At 70.8% G+C, this 15,236-nt stretch carries 14 protein-coding genes; 5 read left to right on the top strand and 9 right to left on the bottom strand.

Annotated features, from left to right (window positions below; genetic code table 11):
- Nucleotides 1-128: 128 nt before the first annotated feature.
- Complete coding sequence (locus ACF1GV_RS25830; RefSeq protein WP_391685071.1) at nucleotides 129-677, bottom strand: isochorismatase family protein; 549 nt, start codon at nucleotides 675-677, stop codon at nucleotides 129-131.
- Nucleotides 678-760: 83 nt separating this feature from the next.
- On the opposite strand from ACF1GV_RS25830, the gene ACF1GV_RS25825 reads away from it, so the two are divergent.
- Complete coding sequence (locus ACF1GV_RS25825; RefSeq protein ID WP_391685069.1) at nucleotides 761-1,324, top strand: GNAT family N-acetyltransferase; 564 nt, start codon at nucleotides 761-763, stop codon at nucleotides 1,322-1,324.
- A 22-nt stretch (nucleotides 1,325-1,346) separates the two neighbouring features.
- Here the strand turns inward: ACF1GV_RS25825 and ACF1GV_RS25820 are convergent, their stop codons facing one another.
- The 7 genes from ACF1GV_RS25820 to ACF1GV_RS25790 form a co-directional block, all read right to left on the bottom strand.
- On the bottom strand, nucleotides 1,347-2,813 hold the full coding sequence (locus ACF1GV_RS25820; RefSeq protein WP_391685067.1) for a type VI secretion protein: 1,467 nt from the start codon (nucleotides 2,811-2,813) through the stop codon (nucleotides 1,347-1,349).
- Nucleotides 2,814-2,834: 21 nt separating this feature from the next.
- Nucleotides 2,835-4,250 (bottom strand): ATP-binding protein, encoded by a 1,416-nt coding sequence (locus ACF1GV_RS25815; RefSeq protein ID WP_391685065.1) that lies wholly within the window; start codon nucleotides 4,248-4,250, stop codon nucleotides 2,835-2,837.
- A 14-nt stretch (nucleotides 4,251-4,264) separates the two neighbouring features.
- Nucleotides 4,265-5,821, bottom strand: coding sequence for an SCO6880 family protein (locus ACF1GV_RS25810; RefSeq protein ID WP_391685063.1), 1,557 nt, complete (start codon nucleotides 5,819-5,821; stop codon nucleotides 4,265-4,267).
- Nucleotides 5,818-7,158 carry a hypothetical protein gene (locus ACF1GV_RS25805; RefSeq protein ID WP_391685061.1) on the bottom strand — a complete coding sequence of 447 codons (1,341 nt, stop codon included), beginning with the start codon at nucleotides 7,156-7,158 and terminating at the stop codon, nucleotides 5,818-5,820. The genes ACF1GV_RS25810 and ACF1GV_RS25805 overlap by 4 nt, the downstream gene beginning before the upstream one ends.
- Nucleotides 7,148-7,981, bottom strand: a complete 834-nt coding sequence (locus ACF1GV_RS25800; RefSeq protein ID WP_391685059.1) for a hypothetical protein — start codon at nucleotides 7,979-7,981, stop codon at nucleotides 7,148-7,150. The genes ACF1GV_RS25805 and ACF1GV_RS25800 overlap by 11 nt, the downstream gene beginning before the upstream one ends.
- Nucleotides 7,982-8,164: 183 nt before the next feature.
- On the bottom strand, nucleotides 8,165-8,473 hold the full coding sequence (locus tag ACF1GV_RS25795) for a hypothetical protein (RefSeq protein WP_014673544.1): 309 nt from the start codon (nucleotides 8,471-8,473) through the stop codon (nucleotides 8,165-8,167).
- Nucleotides 8,474-8,834: 361 nt separating this feature from the next.
- A complete protein-coding gene (locus ACF1GV_RS25790; RefSeq protein ID WP_391685057.1) occupies nucleotides 8,835-9,437 on the bottom strand; it encodes a TetR/AcrR family transcriptional regulator in 603 nt (200 codons plus the stop codon).
- 89 nt (nucleotides 9,438-9,526) lie between these two features.
- Between ACF1GV_RS25790 and ACF1GV_RS25785 the strand changes: the two genes are divergently transcribed.
- The 4 genes from ACF1GV_RS25785 (at nucleotide 9,527) to ACF1GV_RS25770 (ending at nucleotide 13,609) form a co-directional block, all read left to right on the top strand.
- Nucleotides 9,527-10,435 (top strand): oxidoreductase, encoded by a 909-nt coding sequence (locus ACF1GV_RS25785; RefSeq protein WP_391685055.1) that lies wholly within the window; start codon nucleotides 9,527-9,529, stop codon nucleotides 10,433-10,435.
- Nucleotides 10,436-10,768: 333 nt separating this feature from the next.
- Nucleotides 10,769-11,539, top strand: coding sequence for a trypsin-like peptidase domain-containing protein (locus ACF1GV_RS25780; protein WP_391685053.1), 771 nt, complete (start codon nucleotides 10,769-10,771; stop codon nucleotides 11,537-11,539).
- Nucleotides 11,540-11,672: 133 nt separating this feature from the next.
- A complete protein-coding gene (locus ACF1GV_RS25775) occupies nucleotides 11,673-12,680 on the top strand; it encodes an NlpC/P60 family protein (protein ID WP_391685051.1) in 1,008 nt (335 codons plus the stop codon).
- A gap of 221 nt (nucleotides 12,681-12,901) precedes the next feature.
- Nucleotides 12,902-13,609: a phosphatase PAP2 family protein gene (locus tag ACF1GV_RS25770; RefSeq protein WP_391685049.1), complete on the top strand. Its 708-nt coding sequence runs from the start codon at nucleotides 12,902-12,904 to the stop codon at nucleotides 13,607-13,609.
- A 15-nt stretch (nucleotides 13,610-13,624) separates the two neighbouring features.
- On the opposite strand, the gene ACF1GV_RS25765 is transcribed toward ACF1GV_RS25770, so the two are convergent.
- Nucleotides 13,625-15,175, bottom strand: coding sequence for an FAD-binding oxidoreductase (locus tag ACF1GV_RS25765; RefSeq protein WP_391685047.1), 1,551 nt, complete (start codon nucleotides 15,173-15,175; stop codon nucleotides 13,625-13,627).
- Between the last annotated feature and the right edge of the window lie 61 nt (nucleotides 15,176-15,236).

Here is a 15,236-nt window from a genome sequence, read left to right as displayed (position 1 = left end):
GGAAGCTAAGCCTTACAGCGCCGATGGTACTGCAGGGGGGACCCTGTGGGAGAGTAGGACGCCGCCGAACAATTCTTGAAGAAAACCCCGCACCTTACGGTGCGGGGTTTTCTGCGTTTCCGGCACCTTCAGAAGGTGAGTTCCTCCGTAGTCGTCGTCCCACCCTTGCGACCGGGAGCCGTGTGCCACTGCCAGGACAGGTTGGTGTGCGCGATCACCTGCTCCGGGGCCGGCGCCCCGTACTTGGTCATGTCCTCGGTGGTGTGAGCGTCCGCGACCAGGGTCGCGTCGTAGCCACGGACGATGGCGCCGTGCAGGGTGGAGCGGATACAGGCGTCCGTCTGGGCGCCCGTGACCACCAGTCGGCCCACCTTGTGCTCCGCCAGTAGGGCTTCGAGGTCCGTTTCCTCGAAGGAGTCGCCGTACTTCTTGTGGACGAGCGGTTCGTCGTCGCGGCGGACCAGCTCCGGGACGTACTTCCAGCTCTTGCTGCCGAACTCCAGCTCGTCGTCGGAGTGCTGCACCCAGATCACCGGGACGGCGGCCGTGCGGGCCCGCTCCGTGAGGGTGCGGATGTTCGCCACCACGGCGTCCCGGTTGTGGGCCTGGTCCACCACGCCGTTCTGGACGTCGATGATGAGCAGTGCGGTGTGGGGTCTGTCGGGCAGAGTCGTCATGGGGCATCACACTAGGTGCCCCCACTGACAACCGCGGTCGAATATGAGGTGTGGGGTCGCCGGTTGCTGGCTACCGTGACCGCATGGATTCCCTGACCAGCGATGATCTCGCCATCCGCCCGATACGTGCCGAGGACTGGCCCGCCGTGAAGGAGCTCCGGCTGGCCGCCCTGCGGGACCCGCTCGCGCACCTCGCGTTTCTCGAGACCTATGAGCAGGCCGCGGAGCGGTCCGACGCGTTCTGGCAGGAGCGGGCGGCAGGCTCCGGCGAGGGAGGCACCGGGGCCCGGCAGTTCGTCGCCGAGGGCGCTGACGGGCAGTGGGCCGGCTCGGTGACCGTACTCGTCGAGGAGGCCGGGACGACGGACTGGGCCGGGTTTCCCGTGGAGCGGCGGCAGGGGCATGTCGTCGGTGTCTATGTGCGGCCGGAACACCGTGGGTCCGGGCTGACGAAGGCGCTGTTCGACGCGGCCCTGGAGTGGGCGTGGGGGATCGGTCTGGAGCGGGTGCGGCTGATCGTGCACGAGGACAACAAGCGGGCGCAGGGCTTCTACCGCAAGGCCGGGTTCGTGCCGAGCGGGCTGACCGTGCCGTTGCCGGGGGCGCCTGAGCAGACGGAGCTGGAGTTCGTGCTGGAGCGGGGTTGACGGCGGTTGGCGCGGCCCCCGGTCACACCGGCAGTTCGTCGTGCGGCCAGCGGGAGCGGGCCTGTTCGCGGGAGCGGAGCAGGGCCAGGGTCGGCAGACCCTGCTCGGTGCCGCGGGCCAGCAGCTCGGGGAGCTGAGGGAGGGGGGCCACGGCGGCGATGTCGTCCAGGACGAGCGTGAATGGTGGGTCGAGCCGACCGGAGGATGACCGTTCGGCCATGCGCCGGCCGCGCTCGACCACGCTCGAGACGAGGGCCGTCAGGAAGGGCATCGCGCCCGGGTCTGTCCTGGGGTCCTCGAGGGATTCGCCCACCAGATAGAGACTGCCCCCTTCGTGGACGAAGGAATCCAAGGCGAGCGCATCAGTTCGGTTGGGAGTGCACGCTTCCCGGATGTTCACCGTGGACAGGGCGGACAGGGCCCGCGTCAGCAGTTCCTGGGCCATGTCGCGGCGGTCGGGGTGGGCGGTGAGCGCGGCCTCCAGCTCGCCCGCGGACCCGGCGGCGGCCTTCGGGCTCGTCCGCAGAACGCGGACGGCGTCCTGGATCTGGGTGCCCTGCGACCAGCGGTGGACGTGGCGGAGGGTGCGGCCGTCGACGGCGGCGGCGTGCAGGTAGCTGCGCAGGAGGGTTTCCGCGGTGTCGCTGACCGCCTGGTCCAGGCGGGAGGTGGGGCGGACCGGGGCGAGGAGAGCGGCGGCCCTGTCCTTCGCCGTTTGTTTGTCCTCGCAGCCGGTGGTGGGAGACCAGTGCAGGCGGGACGGCGTGTCGCACAGGTGGGCCGGGTCGTAGAGGTGGGTGGGGCCCAGCTTGGCCCGGGCGTCCTTGGTGTCCTGCCAGACGGCCGGGTTCGAGGTGACGACCAGGAGGGGGCCCTCGGCGTCGCGCACCGCTTGGACGGCTGTGAGCAGGCGGTTTTCCCGGGAGGCGTAGTGGACCGGGCCTTCGGGGGTCTCCCAGCCGGTCACCGGTGTGCCGTGGGGCAGCGAGCCGCCGGGTTCGGGCCGCGCTTCCACGGGGGGCAGTGGTTGCGGCTGTTCCGGTTCCGTCCGGGGGGCGGGAACCTCGTGTGCGTCCGGCTGCGTCGGCGTCGGGGGCACCGCCGTCGGCTGCGCCCGGCGCCTGGCCCGCCCGGCACGCCAGCGGGCCACCGTGCCCATGACGAAGACCGTCAGGACGAACAGCACCATCAACTGGCCGATGAACAGGCCCCAGAACAGGCCGTAGCCGGAGAGTTCGCCGGCCGGGGTGTCCGGCCAGGCGCCGGTGACGTCATGGGGCTGCCCGATCAGGTGGCGCATCGCCGACGGCGTACGGGTGAAGGTGACCGCCGTAGGCCAGGCGCCGTGGGAGAAGAGGCCGGCCAGGCCCGTCGCCGTCCAGACCAGCAGGGTCATGCCGAGCAGGAACGCGAGTATGCCGACGAGGAGGCCGTCGGGGATGCCGCCCTGGTTGTCCCGGCGGCCGTCGCGCTCGTCACCCGGTCTCATGGCTGCGCCGTCCTTCCGTGCCTAGGCCACCGTCGACTCGGACGAGCCGTCCACGTCGGCCAGGTGCTCCTCCATGAACGCCGCCGCCCGTTCCTCGGCCTCCAGCTCGGCGGCGCGCAGGGCGTCGTGGTCGAGGGAGGACTCGGTCATCGCGCGGTCGGTGAAGACCAGGGGGCGTTCCGCCTCGGTGATCAGGTGTTTGACCACCTGGACGTTGCCGTTGACGTCCCAGACCGCGATGCCGGGGGTGAGGGTGGGGATGATCTCCACCGCCCAGCGGGGCAGGCCCAGGACGCGGCCCGTGGCCCGTGCCTCGTCGGCTTTCTGGGCGTAGATCGTGCGCGTCGAGGCCATCTTCAGGATCGCCGCCGCTTCCTTCGCGGCCGCGCCGTCGACGACGTCGGACAGGTGGTGGACGACCGCGACGAAGGACAGGCCGAGGCGGCGGCCGAACTTCAGCAGGCGCTGGAACAGCTGGGCCACGAAGGGGCTGTTGATGATGTGCCAGGCCTCTTCGACGAGGAAGATGCGCTTCTTGCGGTCGGGGCGGATCCAGGTGTGTTCCAGCCACACGCCGACGATCGCCATGAGGATGGGCATGGCGATGGAGTTGCGGTCGATGTGGGAGAGGTCGAAGACGATCAGCGGGGCGTCGAGGTCGATGCCGACCGTGGTCGGGCCGTCGAACATGCCCCGCAGGTCACCGTCGACCAGGCGGTCCAGCACCAGGGCGACGTCCAGGCCCCACGCCCGTACGTCGTCTATGGCGACGTTCATCGCCTCGGCGGACTCGGGCTCGGGGTGCCGCAGCTGCTCGACGATGTCGGACAGGACCGGCTGGCGGTCGACGATCGTCTCGTTGACGTAGGAGTGCGCGACCTTGAGGGCGAAGCCGGAGCGTTCGTCCAGGCCGTGGCCCATCGCCACCTCGATGATCGTGCGCAGCAGCGCCAGCTGGCCGGTGGTGGTGATCGCCGGGTCCAGCGGGTTGAGGCGGATGCCGTGGTCCAGGGCGGCCATCGGGTCGAGCCGGATGGGCGTTATCCCCAGCTGCTGCGCGATCAGGTTCCACTCGCCGACGCCGTCCTCGCCCTGGGCGTCCAGGACGACGACCTGGCGGTCGCGGAAGCGCAGCTGGCGCAGGACGTACGTCTTCTCCAGGGCCGACTTGCCATTGCCGGACTCGCCGAGGACGAGCCAGTGCGGCGCCGGGAGCTGCTGGCCGTAGAGCTGGAACGGGTCGTAGATGTAGCCCTTCCCGGAGTAGACCTCGCGGCCGATGATGACGCCGGAGTCGCCGAGGCCGGGGGCGGCGGTCGGCAGATAGACCGCCTGGGCCTGGCCCGTGGAGGTGCGCACGGGCAGCCGGGTCGTCTCGACCTTCCCGAAGAGGAAGGACGTGAAGGCGTCGGTGAGGACGGACAGCGGATCCCGCATCGGCGAATCAGCCCCTACCTTCGGATGCCGGTGGCGAACGGAAGTGTGTTCACGAAGGCGCGGTGGTGCTCGCGGTCGCACCACTCCAGCTTCAGATACGACTTTCCTGCCGAGGCCCTTATGGTGCGCTTGTCGCGGGCGAGTGCCTCCGGGGAGCGGGAAGACACGGTGATGTAGCCGACCAGGTTCACTCCGGCGGCGCCGCTGGCGAGGTCCTCGCCGCGCTGGTCGAGGCGGTTGTGGGCGGCGATGTCCCGCGGGTCGACGGTGCGGTTCATCTTGGCCGCGCGGGAGGCCTCGGCGACGTCGTTGGTCTTCTCGGTCAGCATGCGTTCGATGGCGACCTCGGTGGGTTCGAGGTCCATCGTGACGGCGACGGTCCGGATGACGTCGGGGGTGTGGACGAGCAGGGGCGCGAGGAAGTTCACGCCGACCGGGGTCATCGGCCACTCCTTGACCCAGGCTGTGGCGTGACACCAGGGGGCGCGGGTGGAGGACTCGCGCGTCTTGGCCTGGAGGAAGGTGGGCTCGCGGGCGTCCAGCTCGGCCGGCCAGGCGTTGCGCTTGGTCATCGCCTGGATGTGGTCGATCGGGTGGTCCGGGTCGTACATGGAGTGGATGAGGGAGGCGAGCCGGCCCTGGCCGAGGGGCTGGCGGACCCGGATGTCGGCCTCCTGCAGGCGCGAGCAGATGTCGGTCAGCTCGCGGGCCATGACGACGGCGAGGCCGGCGTCGCGGTCGACCTTGCTGCCGTGGGCGCGGGCGGCGCGGGCCATGGCGTTGGCCTCGGCTGCCAGGTCGCGGGTGTAGTGCATGCAGGCGACCAGGTAGGCGCGGTGCTGCTCGCTGCTGGTGGACACCATCGACTGCAGTTGGTCGTACGACTGCTGCAGCCACCGCGGCGCCTTGCCGTCGCCGCGGACGGCGACGTCCTTGGCGTGGGCGTCGGGATCGGCGGGCAGGGTGCGGGCGAGCATCTGCAGACGGGTGACGAAGCCGTCGCCGTTGGCGACGTGCTTGAGCAGCGTGCCGAAGCGGTCGACGAGGGCTTCCTGGTCCTCGCTGTCGCGCAGGCCGACGCCGGGGCCCTCGATCTCGATGGCGGCGGTGACGGTTCTGCGGTCGGCGTGCAGGAGTACGGCGATCTCGTCGGGGCCGAAGGGGGCGGCGAGCCAGTTGATCCGGCCGATGCCGGGCGGCGGGCCGACCTCGATCTCCTTGCCGTCGAGCCGGGTGCCGGCCTCCACGACGCCGGAGCGGTAGGTGGCGCCCTGCTTGAGGGTGCGCTTGTAGCTGCGGTTGATCTCGAACCACTTGTAGAACGTGCGTCGCTTGTACGGCACGTACACCGCGGCCAGCGCGAGCAGCGGGAAGCCCATCAGCAGCAGGATGCGCAGGGACAGGACGGGGACGAGGAGCCCGCACATCATGCCGAGGAACGCGCCGATGATGATCAGCGCGAGCTCGCCGGATTCGCGGTTGCGGCCGACGATGGCGTTCGGCCGGGCGCGGCCGATCAGATATGTACGGCGGGGCGTGACCGGATGGGACACGTGGGACTCGGTCGTCAACGCCCTTCACCTCCCGTGCGATTGGTACTGCTGTTGCGGGTGTTGCTGGCGTGCGGTGTGTTGACCGGACTGCTCGCGCGGGGCGGGGGAGCGGCGGAGGGGACAGTTCCGCCGCCACCTCCGGTCGAGGTGCGCGCGCTGTGCGCGGCGACGCCGCCGGAGGCGGGGTTGGCCTGGCGGGGAGTGCTGGACGCGGAGGACTGGCCGCCGTTGCTGTCGGCGCGGGTGCTGTGCGTCTTGATGCCCTGGGCGACGAGGCTCGCCGGGGAGCTGATGACGGCGGCGGCCTTGCCTTCGGCGCCCTGCATGATGCGGTTGTTGCGGGAGTTGACGATCTCGTCGCCGAAGCCGGGGACGAAGCGGTAGATCATCGCCGAGGCGAAGATGGCGAGCAGGATGATCGCGAGGCCGGAGACGACGGCGGAGAACGCGTCGGGGCCGTCGCCGGAGGACAGGGCGCCGGCGAGTCCGAGCACGATGACGATGACCGGCTTGATCAGGATGACCGCGATCATGACGCCGGCCCAGCGGCGGACGTGGCCCCACATGTTCTTGTCGACCAGGCCGGAGTAGACGACGGTGCCGAGCAGGGCGCCGACGTAGAGCAGGGCGGCGCGGATGACGAGCTCCAGCCACAGGACGCCGGCGGCGAGGATGCTGACCAGGGAGACGACGATCAGCATGATCGGGCCGCCGCCGATGTTGTCGCCCTTCTTCAGGGCGGCGGAGAAGGTGCCGAAGAAGGTGTCGGCCTGGTCGCCGGTGGTCCTCGCGAGCACGTCGCTGACGCCATCGGCCGCGGAGACGACGGTGTAGAGGATCAGCGGCGTGAAGGCGGAGGCCAGCACGGTGAGCCAGAGGAAGCCGACGGCTTCGGAGATCGCGGTGCTCAGGGGCACGCCGCGGACGGCTCGCTTGGCCACGGCCAGCAGCCACAGCAGCAGCGTGAGGATCGTCGACGCGGCGAAGACGACGGCGTACTGCTGGAGGAACTTCTGGTTCGTGAAGTCGACGGTGGCCGTCTCCTTCACGGCCGCGCTGAGCTTGTCGACGGTCCAGGACGCGGCGTCGGCACAGCCCTTGGCGAGGGAGGAGAGGGGGTCGAGGGCGGAGGTGGGGTCGGGGGTTACGGAGCGGCTACCGGAGGAGGAACTGTTGCCTTTTTCGCAGTACTTCTTGGCCTCGCCGACGATGAGATCGCAGGGGTCGTTGCTCGCGGCCGGCGTGGGTGTCGGACTGGGGGCGGCCAAGGCGCGGGTGGCCAGCAGCACGGCGGTCGTCTGTACGGCCGTCACGATCCCGGCGAGCCTGAGCAGACGGTGCGGGTTACCGGGCATACGTGAACCCTCCGTACTCCTGGATGGCCTTGCTGATCTCGTCGGATGAGGCGGCCTTGTCGTCGCCGGGTACTGGTGCGGGGCCGTCTTTCTGGGAGTCCTTGACGATCTTCCAGTCGGAACCCGTCCACCGCATGTCGAAGGTCCAGGTCTTCCAGGTGGACTTGACCGGGTCCGTGGACGCCTCACCAGCCATCCCGATCAGCCCCATGTACCAGACGGCGACCGCCGCACTGCTGTCGGTGTACTGCTGGACGGTGGTCCCCACCGGGACCACGCGGGAGACGAACGTGCTTCCCGCCGGAGGAGTGCCGTTCTGGTCAAGGCCCATCTTGTCGAGGAAGTCCGCCGAATAGGCCGCGTCCATCGGAGCCTGCAGCTTCGCTTGGGCCTCCGGCGTGTAGAGGGCGGCCAAAATCGAGTGCCGGCTGCCCTTGTTGAACATGTCCGTCGAACCCAGCACCACCGAATAGTTCGCGGCAGCGGACTGCACCCCCTGCTGGTCGTGGGCGAAGCCCGTGGGGATGCCGGAGGTGTTCGTCTGGACCGGTTTCGTGCCCGTCGCGGCCGTCGGGGCCGACTTGGGTTTGTTGCCCGCTGCGCGGTCGGACGACGGGTCGTCACCGCCGCGGTTGGCGAAGGCGATGGCGGCGATGAGGAGGACCACCACCGCGACCACCGTGACCGTGCTCCGTGAGGAGGAGCGGCGGCCGGGGCGGCGGGCCCCGCCGTAGGGGTCGCCGGGGCGGTCCGGCAGCCGTGTGCGGGTCTGGCCGCTGCCGCCGTAGCCGCCGGCCGCGTCGTGCTCGTCCCCGAGACTCATGCCGCGTACGCCCCCTCGACGTCGTTCAAGAACACCTCGTACCGGAACGCGTAGGAGTACGACGGTAGCCGTGCTGGTTCCCGCGCGGGCGCGGTGTGGTGACTCGACATCAGGGAGACGCAACCTCAGCCGGTGGGCACGACAGGTGAGTGGGACGGGAGGGAGGTACGGGCGGCGCGCCTGCTACACGGCCATGCCGTACACGATCGTGAACAGCGTGCCGAGCGAGCCGATGATGAACACCCCGGTGAGCCCGGCGATGATGAGCCCCTTGCCCTGCTCGGCGCTGAAGGTGTCCCGCAGGGCGGTGGCGCCGATCCGCTGCTTGGCGGCCCCCCATACGGCGATGCCGAGGCAGAGCAGGATGGCGACGGCCATCACCACCTCGATCATCACCTTGGCTTCGTTGCCCAGGCTGCCGAACGGGCCCCAGTCCGGAGCGATCCCGCCGATGATGGTGTTGATGTCTCCCTTGTCGGCCGCAAAGAGCATGTAAGTCACCGCCCCTGTTGGGTAGTTCCGCAGTCCCCTGCGGTGTGCAGAGGTCAGGCCTCATTCTCGCCGACGATGCCGCTGTCGTATGTCGACTTGGCGTCATTCGCTGGCGGGTTTCGTACGAACAGCTTGCGAAGAGTCGTATGGTCACTCTGTGTATCACGGCAGGTCACGCCGGGCAATGAGGCCGGTGCGGAACCAGTCGTGTGGTTCCTTCGTTGTGCCCTCTTGTGACCTGGGCCGTTTCTGACGGTTGATCGGTCGATCGGTCGTGTCACTGTTCCGAGGGTGAAGGCTATCTCCGGCCGGGGGAAGGGGGCGCGGTGGGCCCGTGCCCGGCGGGCATGGTGACGCAGGGTCAGGGCCGGCGCGGGGTGAGGCCGTGCAGCAGGTGGTGGACGTGGTCGTCCAGGCCGTCGAGGGCCTCCTGGGCGGGGAGCGCGCAGCTGGCGACGAGGGCGGCGAGGCCGTGCAGGCTCGCGGCCATGACCATGGTGATGCGCTCGGGGTCGCCCGCGACGAGTTCGCCGCGCTGCTGGGCATCGGCGACCAGGTGGGTGAGGGAGCCGATGGAGCGTTCGACGGCGTCGGCGAGCTGGGCGTCCGGCTCGTGTTTGCGGGCGAACATCAGCTCGAGCAGCGCGGGGTTGTCGATGGCGAACCCGAGGTAGGCGCGGGCGAGTGAGGTCAGGCGCTGCGGCAGGGGGAGTCCGGGGGTGTCGGCGCTGCGCAGGGCCCGGATGAGCCGTTCGTAGCCGGTGAGGGCGAGGGCGTCGAGCAGGGCCTGCTTGTCCTTGAAGTGCCGCCCCGGGGCGGCGTGGCTGACGCCGATGTCGCGGGCGAGTTCCCGCAGCGAGAGTGCGCCGGCGCCCTTGTCGCGGAGGGTGCGTTCGGCGCTCTTGAGGAGGGCGGCGCGCAGGTCTCCGTGGTGGTAGGGGCGGCTTGCGGGCATGTGGGTCATCGTATCCCGATGTTGTCAGGAGCAGCATTGTTGACATCGTCAGCTTTGTTGTCATTGACAGCATTGTTGGCGATGCCTACATTGGGAGCATGGCTGACAGGCAGAGCAAGTGGAACGTGTCCGCGGTGCCGGATCTGACCGGGCGTACGGCTGTGGTGACCGGCGCCAACAGCGGCATCGGCCTCGTGGCCGCCGGCGCGCTCGCCGGGGCCGGGGCGCATGTCGTCTTCGCGGTACGGGACGAGGAGCGGGGCCGGGCCGCGGCGGCGACCGTGCGCGGCAGTACCGAGGTGCGCCGGCTGGACCTGGCGGATCTGGCCTCGGTGAAGGAGTTCGCGGCCGGCTGGGAGGGACCGCTGGACCTGCTGGTCAACAACGCGGGCGTGATGATGGTGCCGCAAGGCCGGACGAAGGACGGCTTCGAGACCCAGTTCGGCACCAACCACCTGGGCCACTTCGCGCTGACCAATCTGCTGCTGCCGCACGTCACGGACCGTGTGGTGACGGTGGCGTCCGGCGCGCACCGCTGGCCAGGGGCGGCGATCCACTTCGACGACCTGAACCTGGACCGGCGCTACAACCCGCAGCGCGCCTACGCCCAGTCCAAGCTCGCCAACCTGCTCTTCACGCTGGAGCTCCAGCGCCGCCTGACCGAGGCCGGGTCCCCGGTGCGCGCGCTCGCGGCCCATCCCGGCTGGGCGGCGACCAATCTGCAGAGCCACGCCGCGAACCCGGTGACACGGGTTCTCATGCAGGCCGGCAACCGCCTCCTGGCGCAGGACGACCGGGCCGGCGCCCTGCCGACCCTGTACGCGGCGGTGGCGGACCTGCCCGGCGCGAGCTACGTCGGCCCCGACGGGCTCGGCGAGCTGCGCGGCGCCCCGGCCCTGGTGGGCCGCTCGGCGGCGGCGAGCGACCCGGCGGCGGCACGGCGGCTGTGGACGGTGTCGGAGGAGCTGACGGGGGTGGCGTTCCCGGCGGCGGTGCGGCGGGGCTGACCGGCGGCGTTCCCGGCGGCGGCCGCCCAAAACGCCCGACCCGCCTTTCACCGGGGTGGCGCCGTTCGGGTGTCGCGCTGTGGCCCGGCGTCGTAGCGTGGGGCTGCCGCGCCGGGCGGGCGCCGGAGGTTGACGGGGCCGCCCGGGGGCAAGCGGTGCGGTGTCGGTGCGATGAAGGACGGAGGCAGCCCTGTCATGGCCGTTGTCGTGGTCGGCGTCGTCATCGGTGTCCCGGTCGGTCCGGCCGGAGCTCCGCCGTTTCCGCGATGCGTGCAGCCGCCGCTGCCGCGCGTCTGACGAATTTCTCACCTTCGTCCGCCACAGTGGTCGCCGATGAAGCGCTCCTCACGCTCCGTGCGCCCTCGCAGACGCGCCTTTTTCGGCGTGCTCGTGCTGCTGGCCGGTGTTTCCTCCTCCGTCGCCGCCGCGGACGCCGGGCCCGGCCCCCTCGGTGTGACCGTGCGGGCCGCGCCCACTCCGCCGAGCGCACGGATCGGGGCGCTCTTCCACGCCGACCGCGCCGACTGGACGGGCGGTCACTTCTGCACCGCCTCCGTCGTGCACAGTGCGCACCGCGACCTCATCGTCACGGCCGCGCACTGCCTGGGCGGTGACGGCGACACCGACCTGGTGTTCGTGCCGGGTTACCGGTACGGCAAGGCGCCCTACGGCGTGTGGCCGGTGCAGCGGATGCTGCTGCCGGACGGGTGGGAGGCGGGCCGCAGCGAGGACAGCGACGTGGCCTTCGCCGTGCTCGCGCCGCGGGGCGGCAAGCACGTGGAGGACGTCGTCGGCGCCAACCGGTTCGTCACCGGTACGACGACGGGGGCCACCGCGGTCACCGTCACCGGCTACCCCGACGAGGAGGAGGCGCCGGTGGTGTGCACCAACAAGCCGGTGGCGCACAGCCGTACCCAGCAGCGGATCGTCTGCCCCGGCTTCAGCACCGGCACGAGCGGCAGCCCCTGGGTCAACGGGGACGGACAGGTCGTGGGCGTCCTCGGCGGCCACGAGGACGGCGGCGACACCGACGACGTGTCCTACAGCGTGGTCCTCGGCACGGAGGCGGCGGAGGCGTACCGGGACGCGGTGGGCCTTCCCTGAGTCGTCAGCTCCACAGTGGCGGCGCCGTTTCGGCCAATGTAAGCGGCCCCACCACGAGAGCTCCGGTTGCGGCGGATTCCGGGTGGGAAGCTCCTAAACTGACGCGGGCGGACTCCCGGTCGGCGAGGGGCGGTTGACGGTGCGTAAGGCGTGGCTCTGGGCGGGTGGCGCCGCCGCGGCAGGAGTGAGCTTCGTGCTGCTGCTCGTCGTCGGGGTGTACGTCGTCGCCGGGAACCTCATGAACGGCGTCGGCGGAGCCGGCCGGGCGCTGGCCAAGGGTGCGGTGCCCGCCGCCTACCAGGCCCTCGTGCAGAAGTGGGGCAATCTGTGCCCCGCGCTCAACCCGGCGCTGCTCGCCGCCCAGCTCTACCAGGAGAGCGGGTTCAATCCGTCCGCCAGGAGCCCGGCGAAGGCACTGGGGATAGCGCAGTTCATCCCCGGCACCTGGGCGACGCACGGCATCGACGGCGACGGCGACGGCGACCGTGACATCTGGGACCCGAATGACGCGATTCCATCGGCCGCGTCGTACGACTGCGAACTCTCCACGTACGTCAAGGACGTCCCCGGCAACGCCACGCACAACATGCTCGCCGCCTACAACGCGGGCGCGTACGCGGTCATCAAGTACGGGGGTGTGCCGCCGTACAAGGAGACCCAGAACTACGTGAAGACGATCACCACGCTGGAGGACAGCTTCGCCGCGCCCGTCAGCCGCATCGACCCCTCCGAACAGGCCGCCGGCGCCATCTACTTCGCTCAGAAGAAGCTCGGCACGCCCTATCTGTGGGGTGGTGAGGGTACGCCTGAGCAGGGCGGACGGTTCGACTGCTCGGGGCTGACGCAGGCCGCCTATCAGACTGTGGGCATCACCCTGCCGCGGGTCGCCAACGACCAGTACAACGCGGGGCCGCACCCCAAGCGGGACGAACTGCTGCCGGGGGACCTGGTGTTCTTCTCCCACGATCCGGCCGACTCGCGGCAGATCCACCACGTGGGCATCTACGTCGGCGGCGGGTACATGATCGACGCACCGCGCACCGGGGCCGTCATCCGGTTCGACCCGATCGACACGGGCGACTACTTCGGGGCCACCCGGGTCACCGAGGATGGCGCGAAAGCGCTCCCCACCTCGGTGTGAACCGTCTGTGAACCCATCCCCTGAGCTGCGGTGATGAGTCTCTGTTCGATAACGTCTGCGTGATCATTCGGTGGAGGGTGGAACGTATCAACAGGGGCCGTGCGTTCCTGTTGACGTAGTCGAGCGCGCGTCTGGCGTAAGCGGGTCTACACACCACGGGGGTGGGCAGCAGCGGCGCACGCGAGGTGCGTCCGGGACAACGACGAAGGGGCCGCAGCACGATGGCTGGACTCGCCGAATCCGGGTCGAACCCCGACGTCGACCTGCTTTACGACATCAACGGCCTGGCCAAGGGCGCTCCGCACTGGTTCGACCGGGTCATGGAATTCGTCGGCGAGTACGGGCTGCTGCTCGCCATGGTCCTGCTGGTCCTGTGGTGCTGGTGGACCGTGCGGCGCCGCGGCGGTGAGGAGGCCGCCTCCTCGGTGGCCGGGCTGGTGTGGGCGCCGCTCGCGGCCGGTGTCGCCGTCCTCGTCAACGTCCCGATCCGCGGCTTCGTGCAGCGGCCGCGGCCCTTCACCGACCACCAGGGCCTGGACGTCCTCGTCTCCGGCAAGAACGACTTCTCCTTCGTCAGCGACCACGCCACCCTCACCATGGCCATGGGTGTCGCCCTGTTCGTCACCAACCGCCGCTTCGGGCTCGCCGGCATCGCACTCGCCCTCCTCGAAGGCTTCTGCCGTGTCTTCATGGGGGTGCACTACCCGACCGACGTCATCGGCGGCTTCGCCCTCGGTACGGCCGTGGCGCTGTTGCTGTCGCCGCTCGCCACGGCGCTGCTGACGCCGCTCGCCAAGGCCGTGGAGCGGTCGAGGGCCGGATGGCTGATCCGCTCCCGGCGGCGGCCGGCCGGCGGCCAGGAGGCGCTGATCCCGAACGCGCGCTCCGGGCAGCAGGCCGGCAGCGAGGAACGTGACCTGGCCGCCTGAGCGGTCGCCGGGCCCCTACAGGGCCTGCGGGAAGGTGAAGAAGCGGTTCGGGTCGTAGGTCCTCTTCACCTGCGCCAGGCGGGCCGCGGCGTCGCCGTAGTAGGCGGTGCGCCAGTTCCTCAGCGTCGCATCGGTGTAGTTCTGGTACGCCGCCCCCGAGGCGTGGGGCCGCATCGCGCCGTGCGCGCCCGCCAGCCAGGACTGGGACCTCGTACCGGGCGTGCCCGCGCGCCAGGCGGCGATGTACTGGGCCAGGATGCGGGAGCGGCGGTGCACGAAGGCCGTCGCGGTCGGGGCGACGCGGTTCACGGCGCCGCCGAGCGCGGTCAGCGCGAAGCTGCCGGTGCCGCCGCGGACCGACTTGATCTGCGCGAGCAGGGTCTGGATGCCGGCCGGTGACAGGGACCGGTCGAAGAAGTCCGAGCGGGCCGCGTACGTCTCGCGGTGCAGCAGGCCCTGCGGCGAGCGGCCCGGCGTCGCGCCCGGCAGATGGCACTGCGCGTCGGCGGAGAAGGCCGAGCAGCCGGCGTAGATCTCCATCGCCTCCTCGTAGGAGCGGCGGCGCAGAGAGACGCTGAGGGCGTTCGCGCCGGCGCTGTGCGCGAGGCGGTCGACGGCGTTCTTCAACTCGCCGTAGGTGCCGAGGGAGAAGGCGGAGACGGTGACGGTCGGGGTGCCCCCGGCGGTGTTCGCCAGGTGCAGCGCCGACCAGATCTCGTCAGGCTGTGCGGGACCCCACTCCTGCCACGCCTTCACCACCGCGGCCGCCTTCGACCACGGCCAGCTCAGGTACGCGGTCACGGCCTGCGGGGCGGGGTGGGTGCGGAAGTGCAGCTCGGTGACGACACCGAAGTTGCCGTTGCCTGCGCCGCGCAGGGCCCAGAACAGCTCGGGGTGGTTCTTGGCGTCGGCGGTGAGCTGCTTGCCGTCCGCGGTGACGAGGGTGGCGGCGGTGAGGCTGTCGCAGGTCAGGCCGTAGGCGCGGGAGACCACGCCGTGGCCGCCGCCGAGGGTGAGACCGGAGACGCCGACGGTGGGGCAGGAACCGGCGGGTATCGTCGCGCCTTTCGCCGCCAGGGCGCGGTAGACGTCGATCAGCTTGGCGCCGGCGCCGACCACCGCCGTGGTGCCCGAGGCGCGGACCCGGTTGAGCTTGGAGACGTCGAGGATCAGGCGGTTGTCGCCGGAGGACCAGCCGGCGTATGAGTGGCCGCCGTTGCGGATCGCGACGGTGAGGTGGTGGGCGCGGGCGTAGGCGAGGGTGGTGCGGATGTCGTCGGCGTGCGCGACGTAGGCGACGGCGGTGGGCTTCAGGCTGTCGAAGCGGGTGTTGTAGAGCTGGCGGGCGGCCGCCCAGGCGGCCTCGCCGGGGCGCACGAGGGTGCCGTCGAGGTCCCGGGCGAGGGCGGTGAGGCCGGCGGGGGCGGCGGCAGCGGTGGTTTTCAGCAGGGGGCTGGCCGCCGCTTGTGCTTTGGTGCCGCCCGCTTGGGCGCCGGCCGTGCAGGCAGCCGTGGTCGCCGTGGTGACCGCGGCCGCGGTCCCGCCGAGGAAGGTGCGCCGGTCCATGTGTGGGTCTCCGTCCCGTGGGGCTTTCTGTGGGTGGGGACGGGGTGGGGGCGCGCGGGGT

This window comes from Streptomyces sp. NPDC014006, from assembly GCF_043088925.1.
Taxonomy (GTDB): domain Bacteria; phylum Actinomycetota; class Actinomycetes; order Streptomycetales; family Streptomycetaceae; genus Streptomyces.
Note: the sequence above shows the minus strand (reverse complement) of the source record. Positions and strands in the feature narration are given on the sequence as shown.

What these genes read in the sequence shown, in the direction of transcription:
- ACF1GV_RS25830 (WP_391685071.1), bottom strand. Translation starts at nt 677, where the DNA reads ATGACGACTCTGCCCGACAGACCCCACACCGCACTGCTCATCATCGAC.
- ACF1GV_RS25825 (WP_391685069.1), top strand. Translation starts at nt 761, where the DNA reads ATGGATTCCCTGACCAGCGATGATCTCGCCATCCGCCCGATACGTGCC.
- ACF1GV_RS25820 (WP_391685067.1), bottom strand. Translation starts at nt 2,813, where the DNA reads ATGAGACCGGGTGACGAGCGCGACGGCCGCCGGGACAACCAGGGCGGC.
- ACF1GV_RS25815 (WP_391685065.1), bottom strand. Translation starts at nt 4,250, where the DNA reads ATGCGGGATCCGCTGTCCGTCCTCACCGACGCCTTCACGTCCTTCCTC.
- ACF1GV_RS25805 (WP_391685061.1), bottom strand. Translation starts at nt 7,158, where the DNA reads ATGCCCGGTAACCCGCACCGTCTGCTCAGGCTCGCCGGGATCGTGACG.
- ACF1GV_RS25800 (WP_391685059.1), bottom strand. Translation starts at nt 7,981, where the DNA reads ATGAGTCTCGGGGACGAGCACGACGCGGCCGGCGGCTACGGCGGCAGC.
- ACF1GV_RS25795 (WP_014673544.1), bottom strand. Translation starts at nt 8,473, where the DNA reads ATGCTCTTTGCGGCCGACAAGGGAGACATCAACACCATCATCGGCGGG.
- ACF1GV_RS25790 (WP_391685057.1), bottom strand. Translation starts at nt 9,437, where the DNA reads ATGACCCACATGCCCGCAAGCCGCCCCTACCACCACGGAGACCTGCGC.
- ACF1GV_RS25785 (WP_391685055.1), top strand. Translation starts at nt 9,527, where the DNA reads ATGGCTGACAGGCAGAGCAAGTGGAACGTGTCCGCGGTGCCGGATCTG.
- ACF1GV_RS25780 (WP_391685053.1), top strand. Translation starts at nt 10,769, where the DNA reads ATGAAGCGCTCCTCACGCTCCGTGCGCCCTCGCAGACGCGCCTTTTTC.
- ACF1GV_RS25770 (WP_391685049.1), top strand. Translation starts at nt 12,902, where the DNA reads ATGGCTGGACTCGCCGAATCCGGGTCGAACCCCGACGTCGACCTGCTT.
- ACF1GV_RS25765 (WP_391685047.1), bottom strand. Translation starts at nt 15,175, where the DNA reads ATGGACCGGCGCACCTTCCTCGGCGGGACCGCGGCCGCGGTCACCACG.